This is a genomic window from Azospirillum sp. FG154 (assembly GCF_057809575.1).
The window spans coordinates 380,031-399,107 of sequence record NZ_JBMDKF010000002.1 but is presented as its reverse complement, the minus strand read 5'-3'; the positions used below and the strand labels follow the sequence as shown (position 1 = coordinate 399,107).

The 19,077-nt window shown below is 64.5% G+C and carries 15 protein-coding genes; 3 read left to right on the top strand and 12 right to left on the bottom strand.

Translation table 11 applies throughout. The annotated features are described in order from the left end of the window. Positions 1–13 precede the first annotated feature (13 nt). The 10 genes from ACODS4_RS03960 to ACODS4_RS03915 all read right to left on the bottom strand — a co-directional run bounded on the left by ACODS4_RS03960 (position 14) and on the right by ACODS4_RS03915 (position 10,074). Complete coding sequence (locus ACODS4_RS03960; protein ID WP_488860931.1) at positions 14–406, bottom strand: c-type cytochrome; 393 nt, start codon at positions 404–406, stop codon at positions 14–16. Positions 407–479: 73 nt separating this feature from the next. Beyond that, positions 480–1,139, bottom strand: a complete 660-nt coding sequence (locus ACODS4_RS03955; protein WP_488860929.1) for an NAD(P)-dependent oxidoreductase — start codon at positions 1,137–1,139, stop codon at positions 480–482. A gap of 185 nt (positions 1,140–1,324) precedes the next feature. Then, positions 1,325–2,872, bottom strand: a complete 1,548-nt coding sequence (locus tag ACODS4_RS03950) for an FAD-binding oxidoreductase (RefSeq protein ID WP_488860927.1) — start codon at positions 2,870–2,872, stop codon at positions 1,325–1,327. 16 nt (positions 2,873–2,888) lie between these two features. Beyond that, positions 2,889–3,452: a twin-arginine translocation signal domain-containing protein gene (locus ACODS4_RS03945; RefSeq protein ID WP_488860998.1), complete on the bottom strand. Its 564-nt coding sequence runs from the start codon at positions 3,450–3,452 to the stop codon at positions 2,889–2,891. Next, a complete protein-coding gene (locus ACODS4_RS03940) occupies positions 3,377–3,751 on the bottom strand; it encodes a c-type cytochrome (RefSeq protein WP_488860925.1) in 375 nt (124 codons plus the stop codon). Before ACODS4_RS03940 ends, ACODS4_RS03945 begins: the two co-directional genes overlap by 76 nt. Before the next feature lie 84 nt (positions 3,752–3,835). Continuing rightward, a complete protein-coding gene (locus ACODS4_RS03935) occupies positions 3,836–5,578 on the bottom strand; it encodes an acyl-CoA dehydrogenase family protein (protein ID WP_488860923.1) in 1,743 nt (580 codons plus the stop codon). A 65-nt stretch (positions 5,579–5,643) separates the two neighbouring features. Continuing rightward, positions 5,644–6,387 (bottom strand): SDR family NAD(P)-dependent oxidoreductase, encoded by a 744-nt coding sequence (locus tag ACODS4_RS03930; RefSeq protein WP_488860921.1) that lies wholly within the window; start codon positions 6,385–6,387, stop codon positions 5,644–5,646. A 255-nt stretch (positions 6,388–6,642) separates the two neighbouring features. Continuing rightward, entirely contained in the window at positions 6,643–7,386 is a 744-nt protein-coding gene (locus tag ACODS4_RS03925) for an SDR family NAD(P)-dependent oxidoreductase (protein ID WP_488860919.1), read from the bottom strand. Positions 7,387–7,446: 60 nt separating this feature from the next. Beyond that, complete coding sequence (locus ACODS4_RS03920; RefSeq protein ID WP_488860917.1) at positions 7,447–8,487, bottom strand: NADP-dependent oxidoreductase; 1,041 nt, start codon at positions 8,485–8,487, stop codon at positions 7,447–7,449. Between the two features lie 48 nt (positions 8,488–8,535). Beyond that, positions 8,536–10,074, bottom strand: a complete 1,539-nt coding sequence (locus ACODS4_RS03915; RefSeq protein WP_488860915.1) for an AMP-binding protein — start codon at positions 10,072–10,074, stop codon at positions 8,536–8,538. Between the two features lie 279 nt (positions 10,075–10,353). Between ACODS4_RS03915 and ACODS4_RS03910 the strand changes: the two genes are divergently transcribed. Next, positions 10,354–12,963, top strand: coding sequence for a helix-turn-helix transcriptional regulator (locus ACODS4_RS03910; RefSeq protein WP_488860913.1), 2,610 nt, complete (start codon positions 10,354–10,356; stop codon positions 12,961–12,963). Positions 12,964–13,027: 64 nt separating this feature from the next. Here ACODS4_RS03910 and ACODS4_RS03905 read toward each other — a convergent pair whose 3' ends face one another. Beyond that, on the bottom strand, positions 13,028–14,206 hold the full coding sequence (locus tag ACODS4_RS03905; RefSeq protein ID WP_488860911.1) for an acetyl-CoA C-acyltransferase: 1,179 nt from the start codon (positions 14,204–14,206) through the stop codon (positions 13,028–13,030). After that, positions 14,203–16,341: a 3-hydroxyacyl-CoA dehydrogenase NAD-binding domain-containing protein gene (locus ACODS4_RS03900; RefSeq protein ID WP_488860909.1), complete on the bottom strand. Its 2,139-nt coding sequence runs from the start codon at positions 16,339–16,341 to the stop codon at positions 14,203–14,205. Before ACODS4_RS03900 ends, ACODS4_RS03905 begins: the two co-directional genes overlap by 4 nt. A gap of 167 nt (positions 16,342–16,508) precedes the next feature. Between ACODS4_RS03900 and ACODS4_RS03895 the strand changes: the two genes are divergently transcribed. Both ACODS4_RS03895 and ACODS4_RS03890 read left to right on the top strand, forming a co-directional pair. Then, entirely contained in the window at positions 16,509–17,747 is a 1,239-nt protein-coding gene (locus tag ACODS4_RS03895) for a thiolase family protein (RefSeq protein ID WP_488860907.1), read from the top strand. A gap of 25 nt (positions 17,748–17,772) precedes the next feature. Next, positions 17,773–19,059 carry an acyl-CoA dehydrogenase family protein gene (locus ACODS4_RS03890; RefSeq protein ID WP_488860905.1) on the top strand — a complete coding sequence of 429 codons (1,287 nt, stop codon included), beginning with the start codon at positions 17,773–17,775 and terminating at the stop codon, positions 19,057–19,059. The last annotated feature ends 18 nt before the right edge of the window (positions 19,060–19,077 follow it).

Sequence of the window (19,077 nt, the reverse complement as noted above, 5' to 3'; positions counted from 1 at the left end):
GCTTCAGCGACGATCACTTGCCCGCCTCGGAGCGCGCAGCCAGGAAAGCGATGATCTCCTCACGGACCGTCGCGTCCGGAAAGCGGACCCACATCTTATTGCCTGGGGCGACCGACTGCGTATCTTTCAAATAGACGTCGAGTTTGTCAGCGGTCCAGATCGCGTCAAGGGCGTGTAGCGCGTCGCTATACCTGTAGTTTTCCAATGATCCGGCCTTCCTCCCGAATACCAAGTGAAGAGAGGGACCGATCAGGTTCTTGCCTTTTTCGATTGAGTGGCAGGAACTGCAATTTCGATAGAAGGCGAGTTCCCCGTTGGCGGCGGATGTCCCCTCTGCGGCCGATGCCGGACCCAAGACGGCGCCAACCAGTACGGCCACAACCATACTCATCGCTTGAATCTTCATTGCTACCCCATTCGTCTGGTGCCGATAAGCAGGCGATGTCCGGTAGGACGGCCGCCCCCTTGTCGCCGGATAATCACGTCTCGTAGAGGAAGGCCGCTTTGCCGATCAGCTTGGGGTCTTGCAGGCAGTCAACGAGGAACCGAGCGACATGCCTGCGTTGGATCGTCATCGAACTCTTCTGCGGCTTGCCCAATGCGATCGCCAGCGCGCGGTTGGTTGGCTTGTCGCTCAGCCCCACCGGTCGGGCGACGGTCCACTCAAGCCCGGAGTCCGCCAGGACTTGTTCCTGTGTTTCATGGTCGCGGTAGGTATGACCCAGGTTGGTGTGGCGGATAAGCCATCGGAACAGCCATGGCACTGCGGTGAAGGAATCGCCGACGCCAGCCGCGCTGAGGACGGCGATCCGTGAAATGCCCTGGTCCTTCATCGCCGCTACGCAATTGCGCATGGCGCCCGTCATGAATCCTGCAGGAGAGACCGGCTTGGACCAAGGCGCATCCGACGTGCGATTGTTGTTCAACGTGCTGATGACGGCGGTGCAGCCCGACAGCGCTTGCGAAACATTCGCTTCATTCTCGGGAGTGCCCGCGATCACCGACAGGCGGTCATGCTGTTGCACCGACAGACGGGCCGGGTCGCGCACGAGCGTCACAACCTCGTGGCCGGCCTCAAGCGCGGTCTGGAGCACGGCCCGCCCGGTGCGGCCCGTTGCGCCAAGCAATAGAATTTTCATGATTCGCATCTCTTGACTATGGAAGGAGCCGCAATTTTCATCATTTGATTATGATGGTGCGGGAGTTTTTCTTTGGTAATTTTGGTGAGTGATCCTTGTGCTCCGATTCCGACAGATGACAGCCATCTGTCGGTCAAACCGGACTACGCACAATTTGATCTAGCGCTTGGATCAGCACATCAACTTCAAGCAATCCCGGACTTTCCAGGCGCAAGAATGTGGTTGGGGTCCAGCGCGTGCTTCAGGCGCGCATTGATCGTTTTCTGGGCCTCGCCGTAGAAATCAGCCGTCATTTTCATGACTGCCGTGCTGGCCCGATAGACTGGATAGCCGGCTTTGGCGCAGAGGCTGACGACTTTCGCGTAGCATTGCTTGGCGCGTTCCAACTCTTCGGGATTGTCCCGATCAAACACCAGGATATTCACGGCGTCAAAGTGGCGACCGCTGTATCCGATAAAGAATCCGCCGAGGTAGTCGAAGCCGAACTCGGCAAGGACTCGTTGCGAGATCTTATAACACTCCATGGCGTCTTTTGCCTTGGCCGGGATGACGGGAGCAAACCAAGCGCCACCCGAGCCACGGAAATTGAAGATGGCAAAATCCTCCAGAGACATGCCGTTCGCCGTCAACATCTTGATATTGCCGTAGAGAAATAGATCGATCGGCCCCTCCGCCTGATCTTCGGTCGCAAAGGTTCCGCCGACCGCCGTCATCGCTTCCCGGATGATTCCCAGATTGACCTTCACTTGGTCCGGTGTGCCGTAAACGGTTCCAATGGCGCTCCACAGAGCCACACCCGCTTGTTTGGCCATCGCCGACCACATTTCTTCGGAAATGGCGCCGGGTCCCTTGAAGATGTCAGCACGGCGTTGGGTCTCCGCGACGCCTACGCCCATGTGGATGACGAATCCGTTGTCGATCACGCCATCCAGTCGCAGATCGCGCAGAGCCTCAATCGCCCGGCTCGCCCCTTCGATGTCAGCGAACGCGGCTTTCCAGGTCTTGTTGGCGGCGGGCCGCTTCATCAGCCACAGGCCCAATTTTGTCACGATGCCAAAGTTCGACTGAAGGAAAAGTCCGTCGATCCATGGACCATATCCCCAACGATAGGCCTGCCAGGTCTTGCTGTTTTCGACGCCGCCCATGCCGGTGCGGACGACCGAACCATCGGCCAGGACGACCTCCATGCCGCTGAAATTCTGGGCCTGCTCCTGATAGCGGGTATAGCCCATTCCGCGCTCCAGGGTGAAACCCACCGGGCCGACGATCGGCGCGGGAGCGGGTTTGTTGAGCCAGAATGGAAGCTTATGCTCCGTCAGATAGTCGTGGAGCTGTTTGAAGGTGACGCCCGGCTCGACCAAGGCCGTTCCCAACTCAGGATCGACCTCGATAATCCGATTCATCCGTTTCAGGTCGAGGACCATCTGTCCAGGCGTCGCGGGTGCGGCTTCGCCGTAGCCCAAATTGCGACCTGTGGAGATCGACCAGAGCGGTATCTTGTATTTGTTGCTGACGGCCAATATGCGCTGAATTTCCTCGACCGATCCGGGAGCGATCGCCCCACAAGGCTGATGCGCCATGGGATCGTCGGGAATAATGATCCGCGAATAGGGAGCCAAACGTTCAAGATCGGCGAAGACCCATTGATCGCCCACGATGGCGCGGTATTCGGCAAGCGCCGCAGCAAAGTGTTCTCTGGAGACGCCGGGCGGAAGAACGGCTTGACTGGTCATGCGATTCCCCATGAGTTCAAAGATGTGCCACGATGGCGGCGACGAGATGGCCATCATGAGAATGTGGATGATCGGTCAGAGTGCCGTGAACCAAATGGCTTCCGACAGTGTAGGCCCAGGCCGATTGGTCGTATTGAGCAGGCGTGCGCAGAGAGCGCCGCTCCACCAGTCGTCCTCCGCCGTCGCGCAACGCCTGTTCGATCAAGATGGCGTTGGCTGGGTTGGTGAGTGCGAGAATGGGCCTGCCCTGGTGCCCTGCGAAGCGGGCCACCAAATCGAAATACCCTTCTGAGCTTGTCCAAAACCGATGCGTCTGCGTCGCCGCGACGCCACGGACAAAGGCTGCGTCGGTGGGAAGGCCGGTTTCAATGACCAGCGCATCAGCATAGGATATTCTGCGGTCTTTCAGTGAAACGGACAGCGCAACGGCGCTTGTCGGTCCGGTTAGAGCGGTGGCGCCGGCCGCTGCGGCAAGCATGCTGATGAAATCACGTCGATCGGGCATCATGGCTTCGCCCCCTGTGTCGGTGGCATCGGCGGCAGCGCCGGCTTGGGCGGAGCGGGGCTTGCGGCGATCCATTGACTCAGCCGCTCCAAATCTTCGTCGGTGAGGTCGGTCGGGCGAAACGGGGCCATGCCGCCAGGGCCATGGCGCACAAAATGCCTGATTGTGGCAGGATCCAGCTTGCGACCGCGCAACTCCGGCGCCGGGAATGGCGGAAACGGTCGACTGTGGCAGAAGGTGCATGAGGTGTTGTAGAGCCGTTCCGGCTCGTTGCCGGATGCAGCGGATGTCTGGGCAGCGGCGGAATCCACGGCGCCGAGCAGACTTGCCACCGTTGTTCCAACCAGGCAAAATCTCTGCCATGCTGATCTCATTCCTGTCCCTCCCTGGGCGATTTTTAAAGATGCTATGAGGCGCTTGGCCGATTCGGTCGAGCCGACAGGGTGTTACCCGTCGGCCTAATGCCGATTGTCCGCGCTGTTGATCGCCGCCCGGATGGCAGCGGCGTGGCCAAGATGGCGCGGCAGAATCCGGCGCAGATAGAAGTCAGCCGTCCCGATCTTGTCGTCATGGAACACCGGGTCCGTGGTTCGCAATTGCACGGACACCCGCGCCATCTCGACCCATTCGCCGGCCAAGGCCACCAATCCGAACAGGGTGAGGTAATCGCTCGCCGCTTCGCAGCGCCCGATCGGCCCAGCCGCCGACACCAAGCTGGTGGCGTCGACCAGAGCCGCCAGAGCTTTTTCCCCTTCGACGGCTGCGGGAAACAGCGGTTGCGCCCGTTTGAACAGGCTGCGCAAGTCACTGAAGTAGCGCTCGACCGCACCGCCGCCCTTCATCGACAATTTGCGTCCGACCAGATCCAGCGCCTGAATGCCGTTGGTGCCTTCGTAGATCGCCGCGATGCGAATGTCGCGAACCCACTGCTCGACTCCCCATTCGCGAATGTAGCCATGGCCACCCATGGTCTGGAGCGCCAGATTGGCCGCCTCGCTGCCAACGTCGGTCAGGAATGCCTTGACGATCGGGGTCAACAGTTGCACCCGCTCCTCGTGGGCTTGCCGTTCCGCCTCGGTCGCGGCGGCATGGCTGAAATCAAGCGCCAGCGCCACCCGAACAGCCAGCGCCCGACCGCCTTGGGCGAACGCCTTCTGGGTCGTCAGCATGCGTTTGACATCCGGGTGCCGGTCGATCGGATCGGGGCCGACGCCCGTCGAACCTGGCGCCTTGCCTTGCCGACGTTCGGCGGCATAGGCCGCAGCGATCTGGTGGGCGCCTTCCGCCGCGCACACCCCCTGAACGCCAACACCCAACCGCGCGGAATTCATCATGGTGAACATCGCCGCCAGTCCAGAGTGCGGAGCGCCGACCAACCAGCCTCGGGCGCCGTCGTAATTCATCAGGCAGGTGGCCGACGCCTTCAGGCCCATCTTGTGTTCGATCCCGCCGCAGGTCACATCGTTGCGGATTTCGGCGCCGCTTTTCGGATCGACATAGTATTTGGGAACCAGGAACAGGCTGATTCCTCGGCTTCCTTCCGGCGCGTCCGGCAACCGCGCCAAGACCAGATGCAGAATGTTCCGGGTGAGATCGTGTTCGCCGCCGGTGATGAAGATCTTGGTGCCGGTGATCCGATAGGCGCCGTCCGCCAGAGGTTCCGCCTTGGTCCGCAACAGCCCTAGATCGCTGCCGCAATGCGGTTCCGTCAGATTCATGGTCGGCAATGTTTCTCCCGTGGCGATCGGCGCCAGATAGTCTTGCTTCAGCGTTTTTGAGCCATGCTGCAAGATCGTCTTGTAGGCGCCGTCGATCAGGCCGCGATACATGGCGAAGCCCGGGTTGGCCGAGGTGGTCATCTCGTCCACCAGGATGTGCAGGGTGTGCGGCAACCCTTGGCCGCCATGCTCCGGGCTTGCGGTCAGCCCGGCCCAACCGCCTTCCATGAACAGCCGGTACGCCTCCGGGAAGCCGTCGGGCGTGGTGACGACGCCGTTGACGGCGGTGCAGCCCTGTTCGTCGCCGGAACGGTTGAGCGGCGCCAGAACCTGTTCGGAGAACTTGGCCGCCTCTTCCAGAACGGCGTCGAGAATATCGGGGGTGCTGTCCTGGAACAGGGTTGCGCGCGACAGATCCGACGCGGGAAAGACATTGTGGAGAAGGAAACGGTGGTCTTTCAGGGGGGCGGTATAGTGGGGCATGGCGTATGCTTTCGGTTCATGGCTTCGGGGCGCTGTCGGATTGCTGATGGCTTCCGCAATCCCGCTCAGGTTGCGCCGATTCCACCGTCGAGCAAATGCACGCTGCCGGTCATGCCACCGGCCCGGTCGCTGAGCAGGAAGACGGTGGTCTCCGCCACCTCTTCGGCGGTGACGGTGCGGCCCATTGGCTGGCGGGCGTTCATCATCGCGACGAAATCGGGGTTGGCGAACAGCGGTTCGGTCAGCGGCGACCTGACGAAGGCCGGACAAACGGCGTTGCAGCGGATTCCATCCCGACCGTGATCGACCGCCGCCGATTTGGTCAGGCCGACGACGCCATGCTTCGAAGCGACATAGGCCGGCAGATTCGCTTCGGCGAGCAGGCCGGCCATCGAGGCCATGTTGACGATCGCGCCGCGACCGGCTGGCAGCATGTGAGCCAGCTCCGCTTTCATGCTGTAGAACACGCCGGTCAGGTTGACGGCGATGACCGCGTTCCAATTGTCCAGGGTGCAGGCGGCGACCGGAGCGAACTCGCCGCCGACGCCCGCGTTGTTCACCGCTCCGTCCAACCGACCAAAGTCGGCGACGATGCGGGCGCAGACCTGTTCCATCGCGCCGAAGTCGGCGACGTCCGCCGCGTAGGCGCGGGCATTGCCGACTTCGGCGGCCAACGCCGCCGCCGCCGCCGCCATACGGTCGATGATGGCGACCTGCGCCCCGTGCGCAACGGCGGAGCGCACCACCGCCGCCCCGATTCCGACCGCGCCGCCGGTGACGAGCACCACCTTGTCCTGAAGATCCCGCATCGTTTCCTCCTCATTTTATAAGAGACTGTTTGAAAGCGCTCATTGTCACCACGCCATCCCCGCGACGGCGGAGACCAGGCTTTGGCGTCCGGTGTTCTTTGGAGATCCCTGATTCCCTGCCTGCGCGGGGATGACGAAGCAGGGAGGTATCGGTGGCTCGAAAGCGTTTCCAAACAGGCCCTAAGTCATGCCGACTTTGCGCCGACTGTTCGCATCGGTTTGCGGCTGTGGGGTCTTTGCGCGCCACCGGGGATGTCAAACCGCCGCGACCCCGGCATCGGCGAGATGGACGCTGGCGGTCATGCCGGTCGAACGGTCGCTCAACAGGAAGACGGCGATCTCCGCGACATCATCGACCGTCACCAGTCGCCCGCCCGGATGCTGCGCGGCGATCGCGTCCCAGACCGCCGGATCGGGAATCCCGGCCTCGGTCATCGGCGTTTTGACGAAGCTGGGGCAGATGGCGTTGCAGCGGATTCCGTCCCGGGCATGGTCGATGGCCGTCGCGCGGGTCAGCCCGACAACCGCGTGTTTGGACGCGATGTAGGCCGACATGTGCCGCTCCGCCAGCAGGCTGGACAGCGACCCCATGTTGACGATGGAACCGCCGCCCGTGGGCAGCATCCGGGCCAGTTCGGCCCGGGTGCTGTTGAACACGCCGGTCAGGTTGGTGTCGAGCACCGCCTGCCAATTGTCGAGAGCGGCTTCGGCGAAGGGGGCGAAAACGCCCCCGATGCCGGCGTTGTTGACCGCCCCGTCGAGCCGACCGAAATCACGGACGACCGCCGCGCACACCGCCTCCATCGACTCTGCGGAACGGACGTCGGCTTCATAACCCCGCGCTTGGGCGACGCCGGACGCGAAGGCTTCGACTGCGGATAGATCGCGCCCGACGACGGCGACCCGCGCGCGCGCCGCCGCCGCCTGTCGGACGATGGCGGCCCCGATCCCGGACGCGCCACCGGTGACAAGGATGACCTTGTTCTCCAAATCCTGCATTCCAATCCTCCTGCGCTTTCACCGTTCTCATGCTCTCCCGGTTCGTGCGGCGCTTGCCGATCATTGGGGATCGGCGATGCGGAGCACGAGCTTGCCGGGATCCTTGCCGGTGAACATGGTGGGCAGAAGATCGGGAGCCTTTTCGAAACCTTCCTGGAGGTTTTCCGAGACCTTCAGCTTGCCTTCCATCACCCACTGCCCAATCTGCTGCGCGGCCTGGGGGATTTGCTGCGCGTAGTTGAACAGAAGAATGCCCTGGACCGTCAACTGGTGGGTGCAGATCCGCATATAGTTGGTCGGCCCCTGCACCTTTACGCCGGTGTAGCCCTGGGACATCGCTCCGCAGATCAGAATGCGGCCCTTGGGGGCCATGAGCAGAAACATCTCGTCGAGCATGTCGCCGCCGACATTGTCGAAATAGGCGTCCACACCGTTTGGCGCCAGTTCAGCCAACCGGTTGGTCCAGTCAGCGCTCTTGTAATCGACGCAGGCGTCGCAGCCGGTGTTCTCGACCACCCAGTTGCATTTGTCCGCACCGCCGGCGATGCCGATCACCGTCTTGGCGCCGTGCAACCGGGCGATCTGGCAGGCGAGGCTGCCGGTGGCGCCGGTCGCGGCGGAAATGACCACGGTGTCGCCGTCCTTCACCTTCAACCCGTCCGTCACGCCAAAGTAAGCGGTCAGACCGCCGACCCCGAAGACACCGAGATTCCAAGACAACGGGAAATCAGCCTTTGGCAGATGGCGCAACGGCATCGGACCGTCGGCCCGCACCACGGCGTAGTCCTGCCAGCTCATGAAGCCTTCCACCAGATCGCCGGACTTGTAATCCTGGTTCCGGCTGTCGATCACCTGACCGATGCCCATGCAGCGCATTGGCTCGCCCGGCATGATCGGCTTCATGTAGCCGCCATCGTCGGTCAACCAGATCCGCTGGCTGGCGTCGTAACCGAAGTAGAGCGAGCGGACCAGCACGTCGCCGTCAACGATCTCGGGCACACGGCCTTCGACGAATGTGAAATCCTCCCGGCTGATCGGGCCTTGCGGACGGCGCTGCAAAATCCACTGACGGTTGACGACCGTGTTCACGGTGCTGCTCATTGTTCTTCCTCCCATTGGACAGTCGATTATTATGAAGTGTGTGGTTGGTCAGTTGCGGTAGCGCTCGCGGAGGTCCTTCTTGACCACCTTGCCCACGGGGCTGCGCGGCAGACTATCGATGAAATCCACGGTTTTCGGGGCCTTGACCGACCCAACCCGTTCCTTGCAATAGGCGATCAGCTCGTCCGGCGTGACCGTCGCGCCCGGTCGCAACTCCACCACCGCCTTGACGGCTTCGCCCCAATCCGCGTCGGGCACTCCGATCACGGCGCAGTCCAACACGGCCGGATGGCTCCAGATCGCCTGCTCGACCTCGCTGGGGTAGACGTTGTAGCCGCCGGAAATGATCATGTCCTTCTTGCGGTCGGTGATGTGAAGGAAGCCTTCGGCGTCGATGTGGCCGAGATCGCCAGTGTGCAGCCAGCCGTCGATGATCGTTTCAGCGGTTTTGTCCGGCTGCTTGTAGTAACCGTTCATCACGATGTCGCCGCGCACGCAGATCTCCCCGGTGCTGCCGGACGGCAGAGGACGGCCCTGTTCATCCAGGATCGCGGTGCTGTTGAACACCGACGGCAGACCGCAGGAGGACAGGCGCTGATCCTCCGCCACCGCGCCGTTGCGGAAGTGATCGCCGGGCCGCAGGAAGGAGATCGATCCGGGCGCTTCGGTCTGGCCATAGCCTTGCAACATCACCGGGCCGAAGACCCGCAACGCATGGCGGAGCTTTTCCACCGACATCGGCGCGGCGCCGTACATCAGGTACTTCAACCGGGAAAAGTCATGCCGTTCGATGTCCGGCATGTCGAGAAGCCGATAGATCACGGTCGGGGGCAGGAAGAATTCGGTGACGCCCTGGCCCGTCACGATTCCCAGAAGCTCCTGTGGGTCCGGTCGGGTCATCACCACCACCTTGCCGCCGCGCGCCGTCGCCGACAGCGACAGGAAACCGGCGGTGTGGGTCATCGGCGCGGCGGCGAGATTGACGATCTCCTCCCCCGGCAGGTAGGGGGTGTTCAGGATGCCGTTGACCACCGAAATCACCAGACTGCGGTGGGTCAGCATCACCCCTTTGGGGCGACCGGTGGTGCCGCCGGTCGGCATGATCGCCGCCAGTTCATCCTCTTCCGCGTGAATGTCCGGCGGCAGGGCGGGCAGGTCGATCGTGAGGTCGGTCAGGCTCAACGCGTCATCGACCTTGCCGTCAATGCAGATCAACCGCTTCAGATTGGGGCAGTGGTTGCGAATCTCCTGCACCATCGGCGCGAACATCTTCTTGAAGAACAGCAACTCGACATCAAATCCGTCGATCAGATGGACGTGTTCGGCCAGTGGCGAGCGCGGGTTCAGTGGAATCCAGACATGCGCCGCCCGCCAGACCGCCAGCACGCACAACCAGGATGCCGGATCATTGTCGGACAGCACGGCGCAGTGGGCGCCGCGCGGCACCTCCACCGCAGCCAGCGCCCGGGCGATGCGATAGGTTTGATCTTGTGCAGCCCCGAACGTCATTTCAGAGGAACCGCGCACAAACGCGACGCGTTCGCGCCCGAGGCTGGCGCCCCGGTCGAAGAGTGAAATCAGCGGCACGACCGCCCTCCCTGTGCTTATTGCGTGCGCCTTGAAGGCGCTGTTTCATGCACCATAGCGGGTGGCGCCTCCCCTCCCTCCCCCCAGCGAAGGGGGGGCGCCCATAAAGCGGCGATGGCGGCGCGCAGCGTCGAGGGGACTGGTCTTTTCCATCGCAGACAGGCTACGCTTTGGCAGAGTTAAGGTCGAAACCATCGAAAAAAGCCGTTGGCCGCCACATGCGGGGTCAGCCAACCGCAAAAGACAAAGATGGATCGGCGCTCTGGGAGGATTTTGACAATGTGGCCCTGGTCCCTTCAATTGAAGACGACGCCGCCGTCGCTGTCGGCGAATTCGTTGGTTCGGCGTCGGTTGTCGTTCGAGCGTTTCGTCGGCGCCGGCTCCAACATCATCGAGGTCAGCGCCCCCCAGGGGTTTGGCAAGACGCACCTTCTCGCCCAATGGCACGCCGAAGCGCGGGAACAGGGTAAAGCCATCATATGGCTCAGCCTCGATGGCCAATACGATTCCCGGCGCTTTGTCCAGGGTCTGGTCGCGGCCAGCACCCGCAAGGGGCAGGCGGTGTTGGACGAGGCCTTCGCCGCCTGGGTGCGGGATGCCGACGACACCATGGCCGCTCTGACTGGCTGGATCGTCGAGATCGCCCAATGCGGCAAGGACTGCCTGCTGATCCTCGACGACGCCGATCTGGTCAGTCCGCAATTGCAGGAGGAGGAAGTGGCATTTGCCCTGGCCAACGCGCCGGGGAATCTGAAGATTGCGCTGTCCACCCGGCCTGGAAATCCGATCTTCCAGCAAGCCCCGCTGTTCTGCTGCCCTCTCATCCGCATCACCGCTCAGGAATTGCGCTTTACCGAGGATGAGGCGTTCGCCGTCACCGCCCGTTCGCTTCAGGGGCGGGCGTCGGCCGCTCTGTGCGCCCATTTGCACCGGCTGACCGACGGCTGGCCTTTTGGCCTGCAACTGGTGCTGTCGTCGCAGGTCGGGAAGGATTTCGCCAAACCGCCGGAAGAGGTGGTGTCGATGGCGCTTGGCAAATACTTCACAGAGGCGATCCTGAACCACCAGACTCCGCCGGTGCGCGAGATGCTGGAAGCGGTGGCCTTTCTCGATCCGATCCATCCAGAGCTTGTTGCGGCGGTTATCGGTCCCGACGCGCCGCTGGCCGATCTGGAACGGTTGGCCGACACCACGCCGCTGATCGTCCGGTCGCAGACCGACCGTTGGATGACCTTGCACCCGGCCGCTCGTAAATTGCTCGCCGGGCTCCATCGGCTGTGGCCGCCCGCCCGCCGCGCCGCTTGCGCCCGGGCGGCGGCGAGCTGGTACACGCGGAACGGCTTGCACGAAGAGGCGGCGCAGGAGGCAAGGCGGGCGGGCGATGACGATGTCGCTCTCGATCTGGTGGAAATGGCGGTGCGCGAAATGACCACCGAGGGGCGACCGTCGGACGTCATCGGCTGGATCGAGCGGCTGTCCCCAGCCGACCTGCGGACTCGTCCGACGTTCTGGCTGCCCGCCGCCTGGGCCTATGCGAACGCCAACCGTCCCGACAAGGTGCAGCCGCTGCTGGACCTCCTGTGCACCAAATCCGACATGACCCGGACGGAGCGGTTCGAGGTGGCTCTGATCGAAGTGGCCATCGCCGGGTATCGCGACGATTACGCCAGGTTGGCCGCCTTCGCTCAGGACTGGCCGGAATCGCCACCGGACAGTTTGCAGAGCGAAACGCTGCTCCACGCCCTGGTGCTGGCCACGGAGCGTCATCTGTCCGGTCGCCCGGTCGAGGCCCGCGCGATCATCGCGGCAACCGAGGCGGAACGGGGGGGCAGGGAAAGTTCGGGCATCGTCCACGCCTACGCTGACTATTACATCGCCTTGTCCTTCCTGTGGGAGGGCAAGCCGGCCATGGCCTACGACGTGCTGAAGCCGGTCATGGAGCGACTGCTGTCCGAGGTTGATCGCCGCAGTTTCGCGGTGTCGCTGATCGCCGCCGTCCTGGCGGAGGCGGCCGTCGAGATCATGAAGATCGACGAGGCCCGGTCAATCATCGGCGGACGGCTGGCGATGATCGAAAAGCTGCCATCCCCCGACGCGCTGATCGCGGGCCATCTGGCGTCGGCCCGGCTGGCCGAGGCGGAAGGGCGTTTTGATCTGGCCGAATCCCTGTTGGCGGCGCTGGTGTCGACCGGCAAGACCCGCCAGTTGCCGCGCGTCGAGGCGGTCGGCCTGTCGATGCTCGCCCGGTTCCATGCGCGGCATGGCCATTCCAGCCTCGCCCGCGCGGCGTCGTTGCGGCTGGACACGCTGGAGGCGCTGTTGCCGCCGGACAGCCCGGTGCAAATCCGCTCGATCATCTCCTTGCAGGCCAATTTGGCGCGCGCGGTGCTGCCGGAACGGTCCGGGGAGACGCCGATGGTGGACGCGGCGGCGCGGGCGGTCCGGTTGGCGCAAGAGTTGGGTCGTGGCAGCGATCAACTGCTCGCGTCGGCCCTGCACGGCGTGGCCTTGGTCCAGGCCGGGGAAGCGGCGGGGCAAGCCGAATTCGAAGAGGCCGCCGCCACGGCGAAGGGATGGGGGTTGCTCCGACTTCACGCCGATCTGATGGCGCTGAACCGGTCCGGCCAGCGAGAGCTGGCGCCGAAGGCGTCCGCTCCGTCAGTCTTGCCGACTCCGGCTGGCGGCGAGGGAAACATCGGCATCCTGACCCGGCGTGAGTACGACATCCTGTGCGGCATCGCCGCCCATCTCAGCAACAAGGAAATCGCCCTGTCGCTCGGCCTCAGCAACGAGACGGTCAAGTGGCACCTGAAGAACCTGTTTCAGAAGCTGGACGCCGGGGAACGCAAGATCGCCGTCGCCCGCGCCCGCATGCTGGGCATTCTTTGACCGTCATGGCGGCTGGAACCCGAATGTCCGTTCGTCGGTTCCACCCGCCATGGCGGGGATGGCGTCAGCAGACCTCGAACAAGGCGGCGGCGCCCTGACCGGCGCCGATGCACATGGTCGCCACCACCAGCTTCGCGCCCCGCCGCTTGCCCTCGATCAGGGCGTGGGCGGCGATGCGCGACCCGCTGACGCCATAGGGATGGCCGACCGCGATGGCGCCGCCGTTGACGTTCAGCCGGTCGTCAGGGATTCCCAGCCGGTCGCGGCAATACAGCACCTGGACCGCGAACGCCTCGTTGAGTTCCCAAAGGTCGATGTCGGACAAGCGGACGCCAGCCTTCGCGAGAAGCTTCGGCACGGCGAAGACCGGGCCGATTCCCATTTCGCCCGGCTCGCAGCCGGTGACGGCGAAACCACGGAACACGCCCATCGGCGTCAGGTTGCGTCGCGCCGCCTCGGTCGCGCTCATCACCACGCAGGCGGACCCGCCATCGGAGAGTTGCGAGGCGTTCCCGGCGGTGATGACGCCACCCTCGTAGACGGTGCGGATGGCGGACATTCCCGCCAGCGTGGTGTCGGGCCTAATCCCTTCGTCGCGATCCAGCGTGACCTCTTTCGTTGTGACGGCGCCGGTTTTGCGGTCGGCCACCGCCATGGTCACGGTCATCGGCACGATTTCATCGGCGAAGCGACCGGCATCGGCCGCCGCCGCCGCCCGGAGTTGGCTGCGCACTCCGTATTCGTCCTGCCGGTCGCGGCCAATGCCATAGCGTTCGGCCACCCGCTCGGCGGTTCTGGGCATCGGCCAGTAAAGTTCCGGCTTGTTCTGGACGATCCAGGGATCGTCCATCATGTGGCGGTTCATCTCGTTCTGCACGCAGGAGATCGATTCGATGCCGCCCGCCACCAGAATTTCGCATTCGCCCGTCATGATCCGTTGAGCGGCGATGGCGATGGTTTGCAGGCTGGATGCGCAGAAGCGGTTGACCGTCATGCCCGGCACGGTGACGCCAAGCCCGGCCTTGTAGGCGGCCTGCCGGGCGATGTTCATCCCGGTGGCCCCCTCCGGGTTGGAGCAGCCGAGAATGACGTCCTCGACCTCCGGCCCGTCCAGGCCGGCGCGGCGGACGGCGTGGGCGATCACATGGGCGCCCAGCGTCGCCCCGTGAGTCATGTTCAAGGCCCCTTTCCAGGACTTGGCCAGTCCGGTGCGGGCGGTGGAGACGATGACGGCGTCGGTCATTCGGAAGCTCCGTACTCGGAAAGGCTTTTCAGATCGGCGGCGAGGCGGGTCAGCAGCGGATGCGGCGCCCAGAATCCCGGATCCCCGCAGCCGATGGCGGCGAATGCGCGCATCCGGCGCAACACCGACCGCAAGCCGAGACGGTCGGCGATATGCATCGGGCCACCTTTGGCCGACGGGAAACCGTAGCCGGTGAGATAGACGACGTCGATGTCGGAGGCGCGCGACGCGATGCCCTCCGCCAGAAGAGCCGCGCCCTCGTTCACCAGAGCGAGGATGCAGCGGTCCACGATCTCCTCCGCCTTTATCCGTCGCGGCACGATGCCGTTTCCGGCCCGCCATTGCGCCAGCGCGGCGGTCAGCTCGGCATTCTCGACCGGGCGGCGGGCGCCTGGCGGGTGGCTGTACCAACCGATGCCGGATTTCTGGCCCAACCAGCCGTTGGCGGTCAGGATGTCGGGAATGTCCGCCAGGATGGCGTCCGGCTTTTCCGCCCGGCGGCGCTGGCGGATGGCGTCGTTCACATCGTTGCCCGCCAGATCCATCATGCGGAACGGCCCCATCGCCATGCCCCAGCGTTCCAACGCCCCATCGACCTCGGCCGGGCTGGCGCCCTCCTCGACCAGAAACTGGGCTTGCCGGAGATACTGCTCGACCATTCGGTTGCCGATGAAGCCGTCGCATACCCCGGCGACGACCGACACCTTGCGCAGCCGCTTGCCGAACGCCAGCGCCGTCGCCAGCACGCTGTCGGCGGTGGCCTTGCCACGCACCACCTCCAGAAGCCGCATCACGTTGGCCGGATTGAAGAAATGAAGACCAACCACGTCGGTTGGGCGGGAGGTGAAGGCGGCGATCCGGTCGATGTCCAGCGTCGAGGTGTTGGTCGCCAGGATCGCGCCGGGCTTCATCGTCCGGTCAAGCGCCTGGAAGACGGCTTGTTTGACCGCCATCGTTTCAACCACCGCCTCGATCACAAGATCGCACCCGGCGATGGCGTCGGGATCGGTTGCCGTCGCCACCAGAGACAGGGTGCGGGCGGCCTCCGCCTCCGTTGTCCGACCGCGCGCCACGCCGTCCCCGATGGTCTTGGCGATGGCGGCCATCGCGCGGGACAGCGCGTCCTCGGCCTGATCCATCAGGATCACCGGAAGGCCGATTTGGGCGCAGGCCAGGGCGATGCCGCGTCCCATCACGCCGGCGCCGATCACCGCGACGCTGTCCAGCGGTCGAGGCTTGGCCGCCGGGTCAAGGCCGGGCACTTGCGCCGCCCGGCGTTCGGCCAGGAAAGCGTAGCGGAAAGGTTCTGACGCCCGGTCGGCGCGCGCGGCGCGGAAGGCCGCATATTCAAACGCCATCCCCTGCTCATAGGATTTTGTTGCGGCGGCCAGCAGGCAGTCAACCGCCGGAAGATGGCCGCTGGTGCGACGCGGGTTGCCCTCGACCGCCATGCGCACCGCCTTCAGATAGGCTTCGGGATTGGGATGCCCGACCGGTCGGTCGCGCAGAAGGGGCGGTTGGGTTGCCCGGGGCAGGGTTTCGGCGAAGGCCAGCGCTTCGGCCAGCGGATTGTCGCCCAGCATGGCGTCGAACAGCGCCGTGCCTTCGAACGCTGCGGCGCGGTCGGTTCTGCCGCTCAGGATCACGTCGGCGGCGGCCTCCAGCCCGATGGCGCGGGGCAGATGCTGGGTTCCCCCAGCGCCCGGCAGCAGGCCCAGCGTCACCTCCGGCAGGCCGATCCGCGCATTCCGTGTGGCGAGCCGGTGGTGGCAGCCGAGCGCCAATTCTAAGCCACCGCCCAGCGCCGCGCCAGCGATCACCGCGATGATCGGTTTGTCCATGCTGCGGATCAGGCCGAAGATGGCTTCCTGTAGACTGGGATCGGCTTCGGATTCGGGGCTGTCCATCTCCTTCAGATCGGCGCCGGCGCACCAGGCGGGGCCGTCCGCCGCCAGCAGCACCGCGTGCACCGTAGGGTCGTCCGCCGCGTCGGCCATCGCATCGAACAGCGCGGCCCGCAGCCGACGGCTCAAGGCGTTCATGTTGGCGCCCGTCATCGTCAGGACGCTTATGGCGCCCTTGCGCTCGACGCGAAGCACCTCAACGGTCGTCGCCCGTTCAGCGTCGTCCGGCATGTTCCCTCCCATTTTCAGCTTATGCGGAAGGGTGATAGGTCCCGCCGGTCCCGAGATCCCCCCCCCGCGACAGGGGGGAGATTGTCGTCAGCGGTTTGAATAATTGTAGGCCCAACAATCATCCAGCCGGAGCAAGAGCCGGCGACGACGAGACGGGGGAGGGGCGCATGGGCGACGTTTATGTCGCGGGGGTCGGAATGACCCAATTCGGTCGCCATCCTGACAAGCAGGTCTGGGAACTGGCTCAAGAGGCTTTGGGGTTTTGTGTCGCCGACGCCGGCGCCGATCTGTCGCAGATCGAAGCCGCATTTTACTCCGGCCAGACCCAGGGCGCTTTGCAGGGCCAATACGCCATTCCGGGTCAGGTGGTCTTCGCGCGGATCGGGCTGCCGTCGATTCCGGTCTACAACATTGAAAACGCCTGTGCGTCTGGGACCAGCGCCTTCCAGTTGGCGGTGCAGGCGATCCGCGCCGGGCAATGCGACGTCGCGCTCGCCATCGGCGCTGAGAAGATGAACATCGCGGACAAGCTCCGGGCGATCTCGCTGTTTGAAGGCGGCTGGGACGTCAGCCGCGCCGAGGAAAGCGCGGCCAAGCTGCTGGCGCTCGGCCATGGGATCGAGGTGCCCGAGGGCAGCGAGTCCGACCGGCCCTACAGCCGTTTCATGGCGATCTACGCCGCCATGTGCCGGTTCTGGATGAACCGGTTCGGCACGACCCAGCGCCAGATCGCGGCGGTCAGCGCCAAGAACCATATGCATTCGGTCGACAATCCGAAATCGCAGTACCGCAAGCCGTTCACCATCGAGGAGGTGATGCGGGCGGCGCCGATCACCTACCCGCTGACCATCCCGATGTGTTCGCCGGTGTCGGATGGCGGCTCTGCGGTCGTGGTCTGCTCCGAGCGGGGGTTGAAGCGGCTGAACGGTTCGGCGGGGCGCGCGGTCAAGGTCGCCGCCACCGCGATCGCCACCGCGTCTCCCCGCGCTGCGGACGCCTTCGAGCAAGCGGCGGCCCGCCGCGCGGCGGACAAGGCCTATGAGGCCGCCGGTCTGGGGCCGCAGGACGTGTCGGTGGCGGAGGTCCACGACGCCACCGCCATGGGCGAGATCATGGCCGTCGAGTTCCTGCGCCTGACCGAGATGGGAGGCGCCGGGCCAGCGGCGGAGCGCGGCGAACTGTCGATCGGCGGCCGCATCCCGGTCAACCCTTCGGGCGGGCTGGAGTCGAAGGGCCATCCGATCGGGGCCACCGGCCTTGGCCAGATCACCGAGTTGGTCACGCAACTGCGCGGCGAGGCCGGTGTGCGGCAGGTCGAGGGCGCCCGGGTTGCGCTTCAGGAAAACGGCGGTGGTCAGGTCGGCTACGAAGAAGCCGTCGTCACCGTCAACCTGTTCACCCGATGAACGAACAAATGCGGGAGGAGATGAGGTGGAACACACGACGACCCACGCCTTGCCGTTTCCCCATGTCGAACTGTCGGGCTTCGACGCCGGGCTGACGGAGCAGGAGACGGCGGCCCAGGCGGTCATTCACCGTTTCGCCGCCGAGGTGATGCGACCCATCGGGCGCGCGTTGGACCGCATGGATCCCGATCATGCCTATGCCGAAGGATCACCCTTCTGGGATTTCCACAAGGCGGCGACGACGTTGGGGATGGGACCGGAGGCGTTGGAGGGGCTTGACCCCCGCGCCGCCGCCCGGCTGGAAGCCCTGGTCATCGCCGAGATGGGGTGGGGCGACGTCGGGTTGGCGGTGTCGACCGGCGCCGGCGAAATGCCGCTGCGCGGCGCGCTGGCCAGTGGCGAGCGTGAATTGATCGAGCTTTGCCAGGGCAAGCTTGGCTGCTGGATCGCCACCCAACCGGATCGCGGATCGGACGGGCTGATCCTGTATCCACAGGAACGCGCGGTCGGCGCCAAGGGCACTGTCGGCAATCTGACGGCCCGGTTCATCGGCGACGAAATCGTTGTGAACGGTCAAAGTTCGGCCTGGGTGTCCAACGGCTGCGTCGCCCAGGTCGGCCTGCTCGACATCGTCGCCGACTACGGCCAGGGCTATCACGATTCGCAGGGCGACACGTATGGCTGCAACGTCATCGTGCCGTTGGACGTGAAGGGCGTTTCGCGGGGCAAGCCGCTGCGCAAGCTCGGCAAGCGGGCGCTGCCGCAGGGCGAGATCTATTTCGACCAGGTGCGCTTGCCCCGTCGCTTCGCCATCGCCGCGCGCGACGATTACGAGATCAAGCACGCGATGGCTTGGGCGCATGCCGGAACGGCGATGAGCCATCTGTCTGCGGGGCTGGCGCGGGCCGCCTTTGAACTGGCCCTGGCCTACACGAACGAACGCAAACAGGGCGGTGCCCTGCTGGCCGACTTGCAGCTCACCCAATTCCGGCTTGGTCGGCTGGGCGCGAAGGTGGAGGCGATCAAGGCGATGTCGCGCCATGTCGCCGACTACACCAGGATTTCGCCCGCGCCGCATCCCTATTTCACGGCCGCAGGAAAGGCCTTTTGCAGTTCCGAGATGTTCACCGTCGTCAACGAGTGCCTGCAATTGTTCGGCGGTGTGGGACTGACCCAGGAGTTTCCCATCGAAAAACTGATGAGGGACGCCCGCGCCATGCAGATCGAGGATGGTGAGACCAACATCCTCTTCATGCATTACGGCTTCCTGCTCGCGCAGATGAACCGCGCCGGCGCCTGGGGAAAAAACTGACAGCAAAAACAACCCTGA

Bases quoted from the DNA above. Each gene is read 5' to 3' on its own strand.
- ACODS4_RS03900 (WP_488860909.1), bottom strand. From the start codon at position 16,341: ATGCCGGACGACGCTGAACGGGCGACGACCGTTGAGGTGCTTCGCGTC.
- ACODS4_RS03930 (WP_488860921.1), bottom strand. From the start codon at position 6,387: ATGCGGGATCTTCAGGACAAGGTGGTGCTCGTCACCGGCGGCGCGGTC.
- ACODS4_RS03910 (WP_488860913.1), top strand. From the start codon at position 10,354: ATGTGGCCCTGGTCCCTTCAATTGAAGACGACGCCGCCGTCGCTGTCG.
- ACODS4_RS03945 (WP_488860998.1), bottom strand. From the start codon at position 3,452: ATGGATCGCCGCAAGCCCCGCTCCGCCCAAGCCGGCGCTGCCGCCGAT.
- ACODS4_RS03940 (WP_488860925.1), bottom strand. From the start codon at position 3,751: ATGAGATCAGCATGGCAGAGATTTTGCCTGGTTGGAACAACGGTGGCA.
- ACODS4_RS03920 (WP_488860917.1), bottom strand. From the start codon at position 8,487: ATGAGCAGCACCGTGAACACGGTCGTCAACCGTCAGTGGATTTTGCAG.
- ACODS4_RS03950 (WP_488860927.1), bottom strand. From the start codon at position 2,872: ATGACCAGTCAAGCCGTTCTTCCGCCCGGCGTCTCCAGAGAACACTTT.
- ACODS4_RS03935 (WP_488860923.1), bottom strand. From the start codon at position 5,578: ATGCCCCACTATACCGCCCCCCTGAAAGACCACCGTTTCCTTCTCCAC.
- ACODS4_RS03905 (WP_488860911.1), bottom strand. From the start codon at position 14,206: ATGACCGACGCCGTCATCGTCTCCACCGCCCGCACCGGACTGGCCAAG.
- ACODS4_RS03925 (WP_488860919.1), bottom strand. From the start codon at position 7,386: ATGCAGGATTTGGAGAACAAGGTCATCCTTGTCACCGGTGGCGCGTCC.
- ACODS4_RS03955 (WP_488860929.1), bottom strand. From the start codon at position 1,139: ATGAAAATTCTATTGCTTGGCGCAACGGGCCGCACCGGGCGGGCCGTG.
- ACODS4_RS03960 (WP_488860931.1), bottom strand. From the start codon at position 406: ATGAAGATTCAAGCGATGAGTATGGTTGTGGCCGTACTGGTTGGCGCC.
- ACODS4_RS03895 (WP_488860907.1), top strand. From the start codon at position 16,509: ATGGGCGACGTTTATGTCGCGGGGGTCGGAATGACCCAATTCGGTCGC.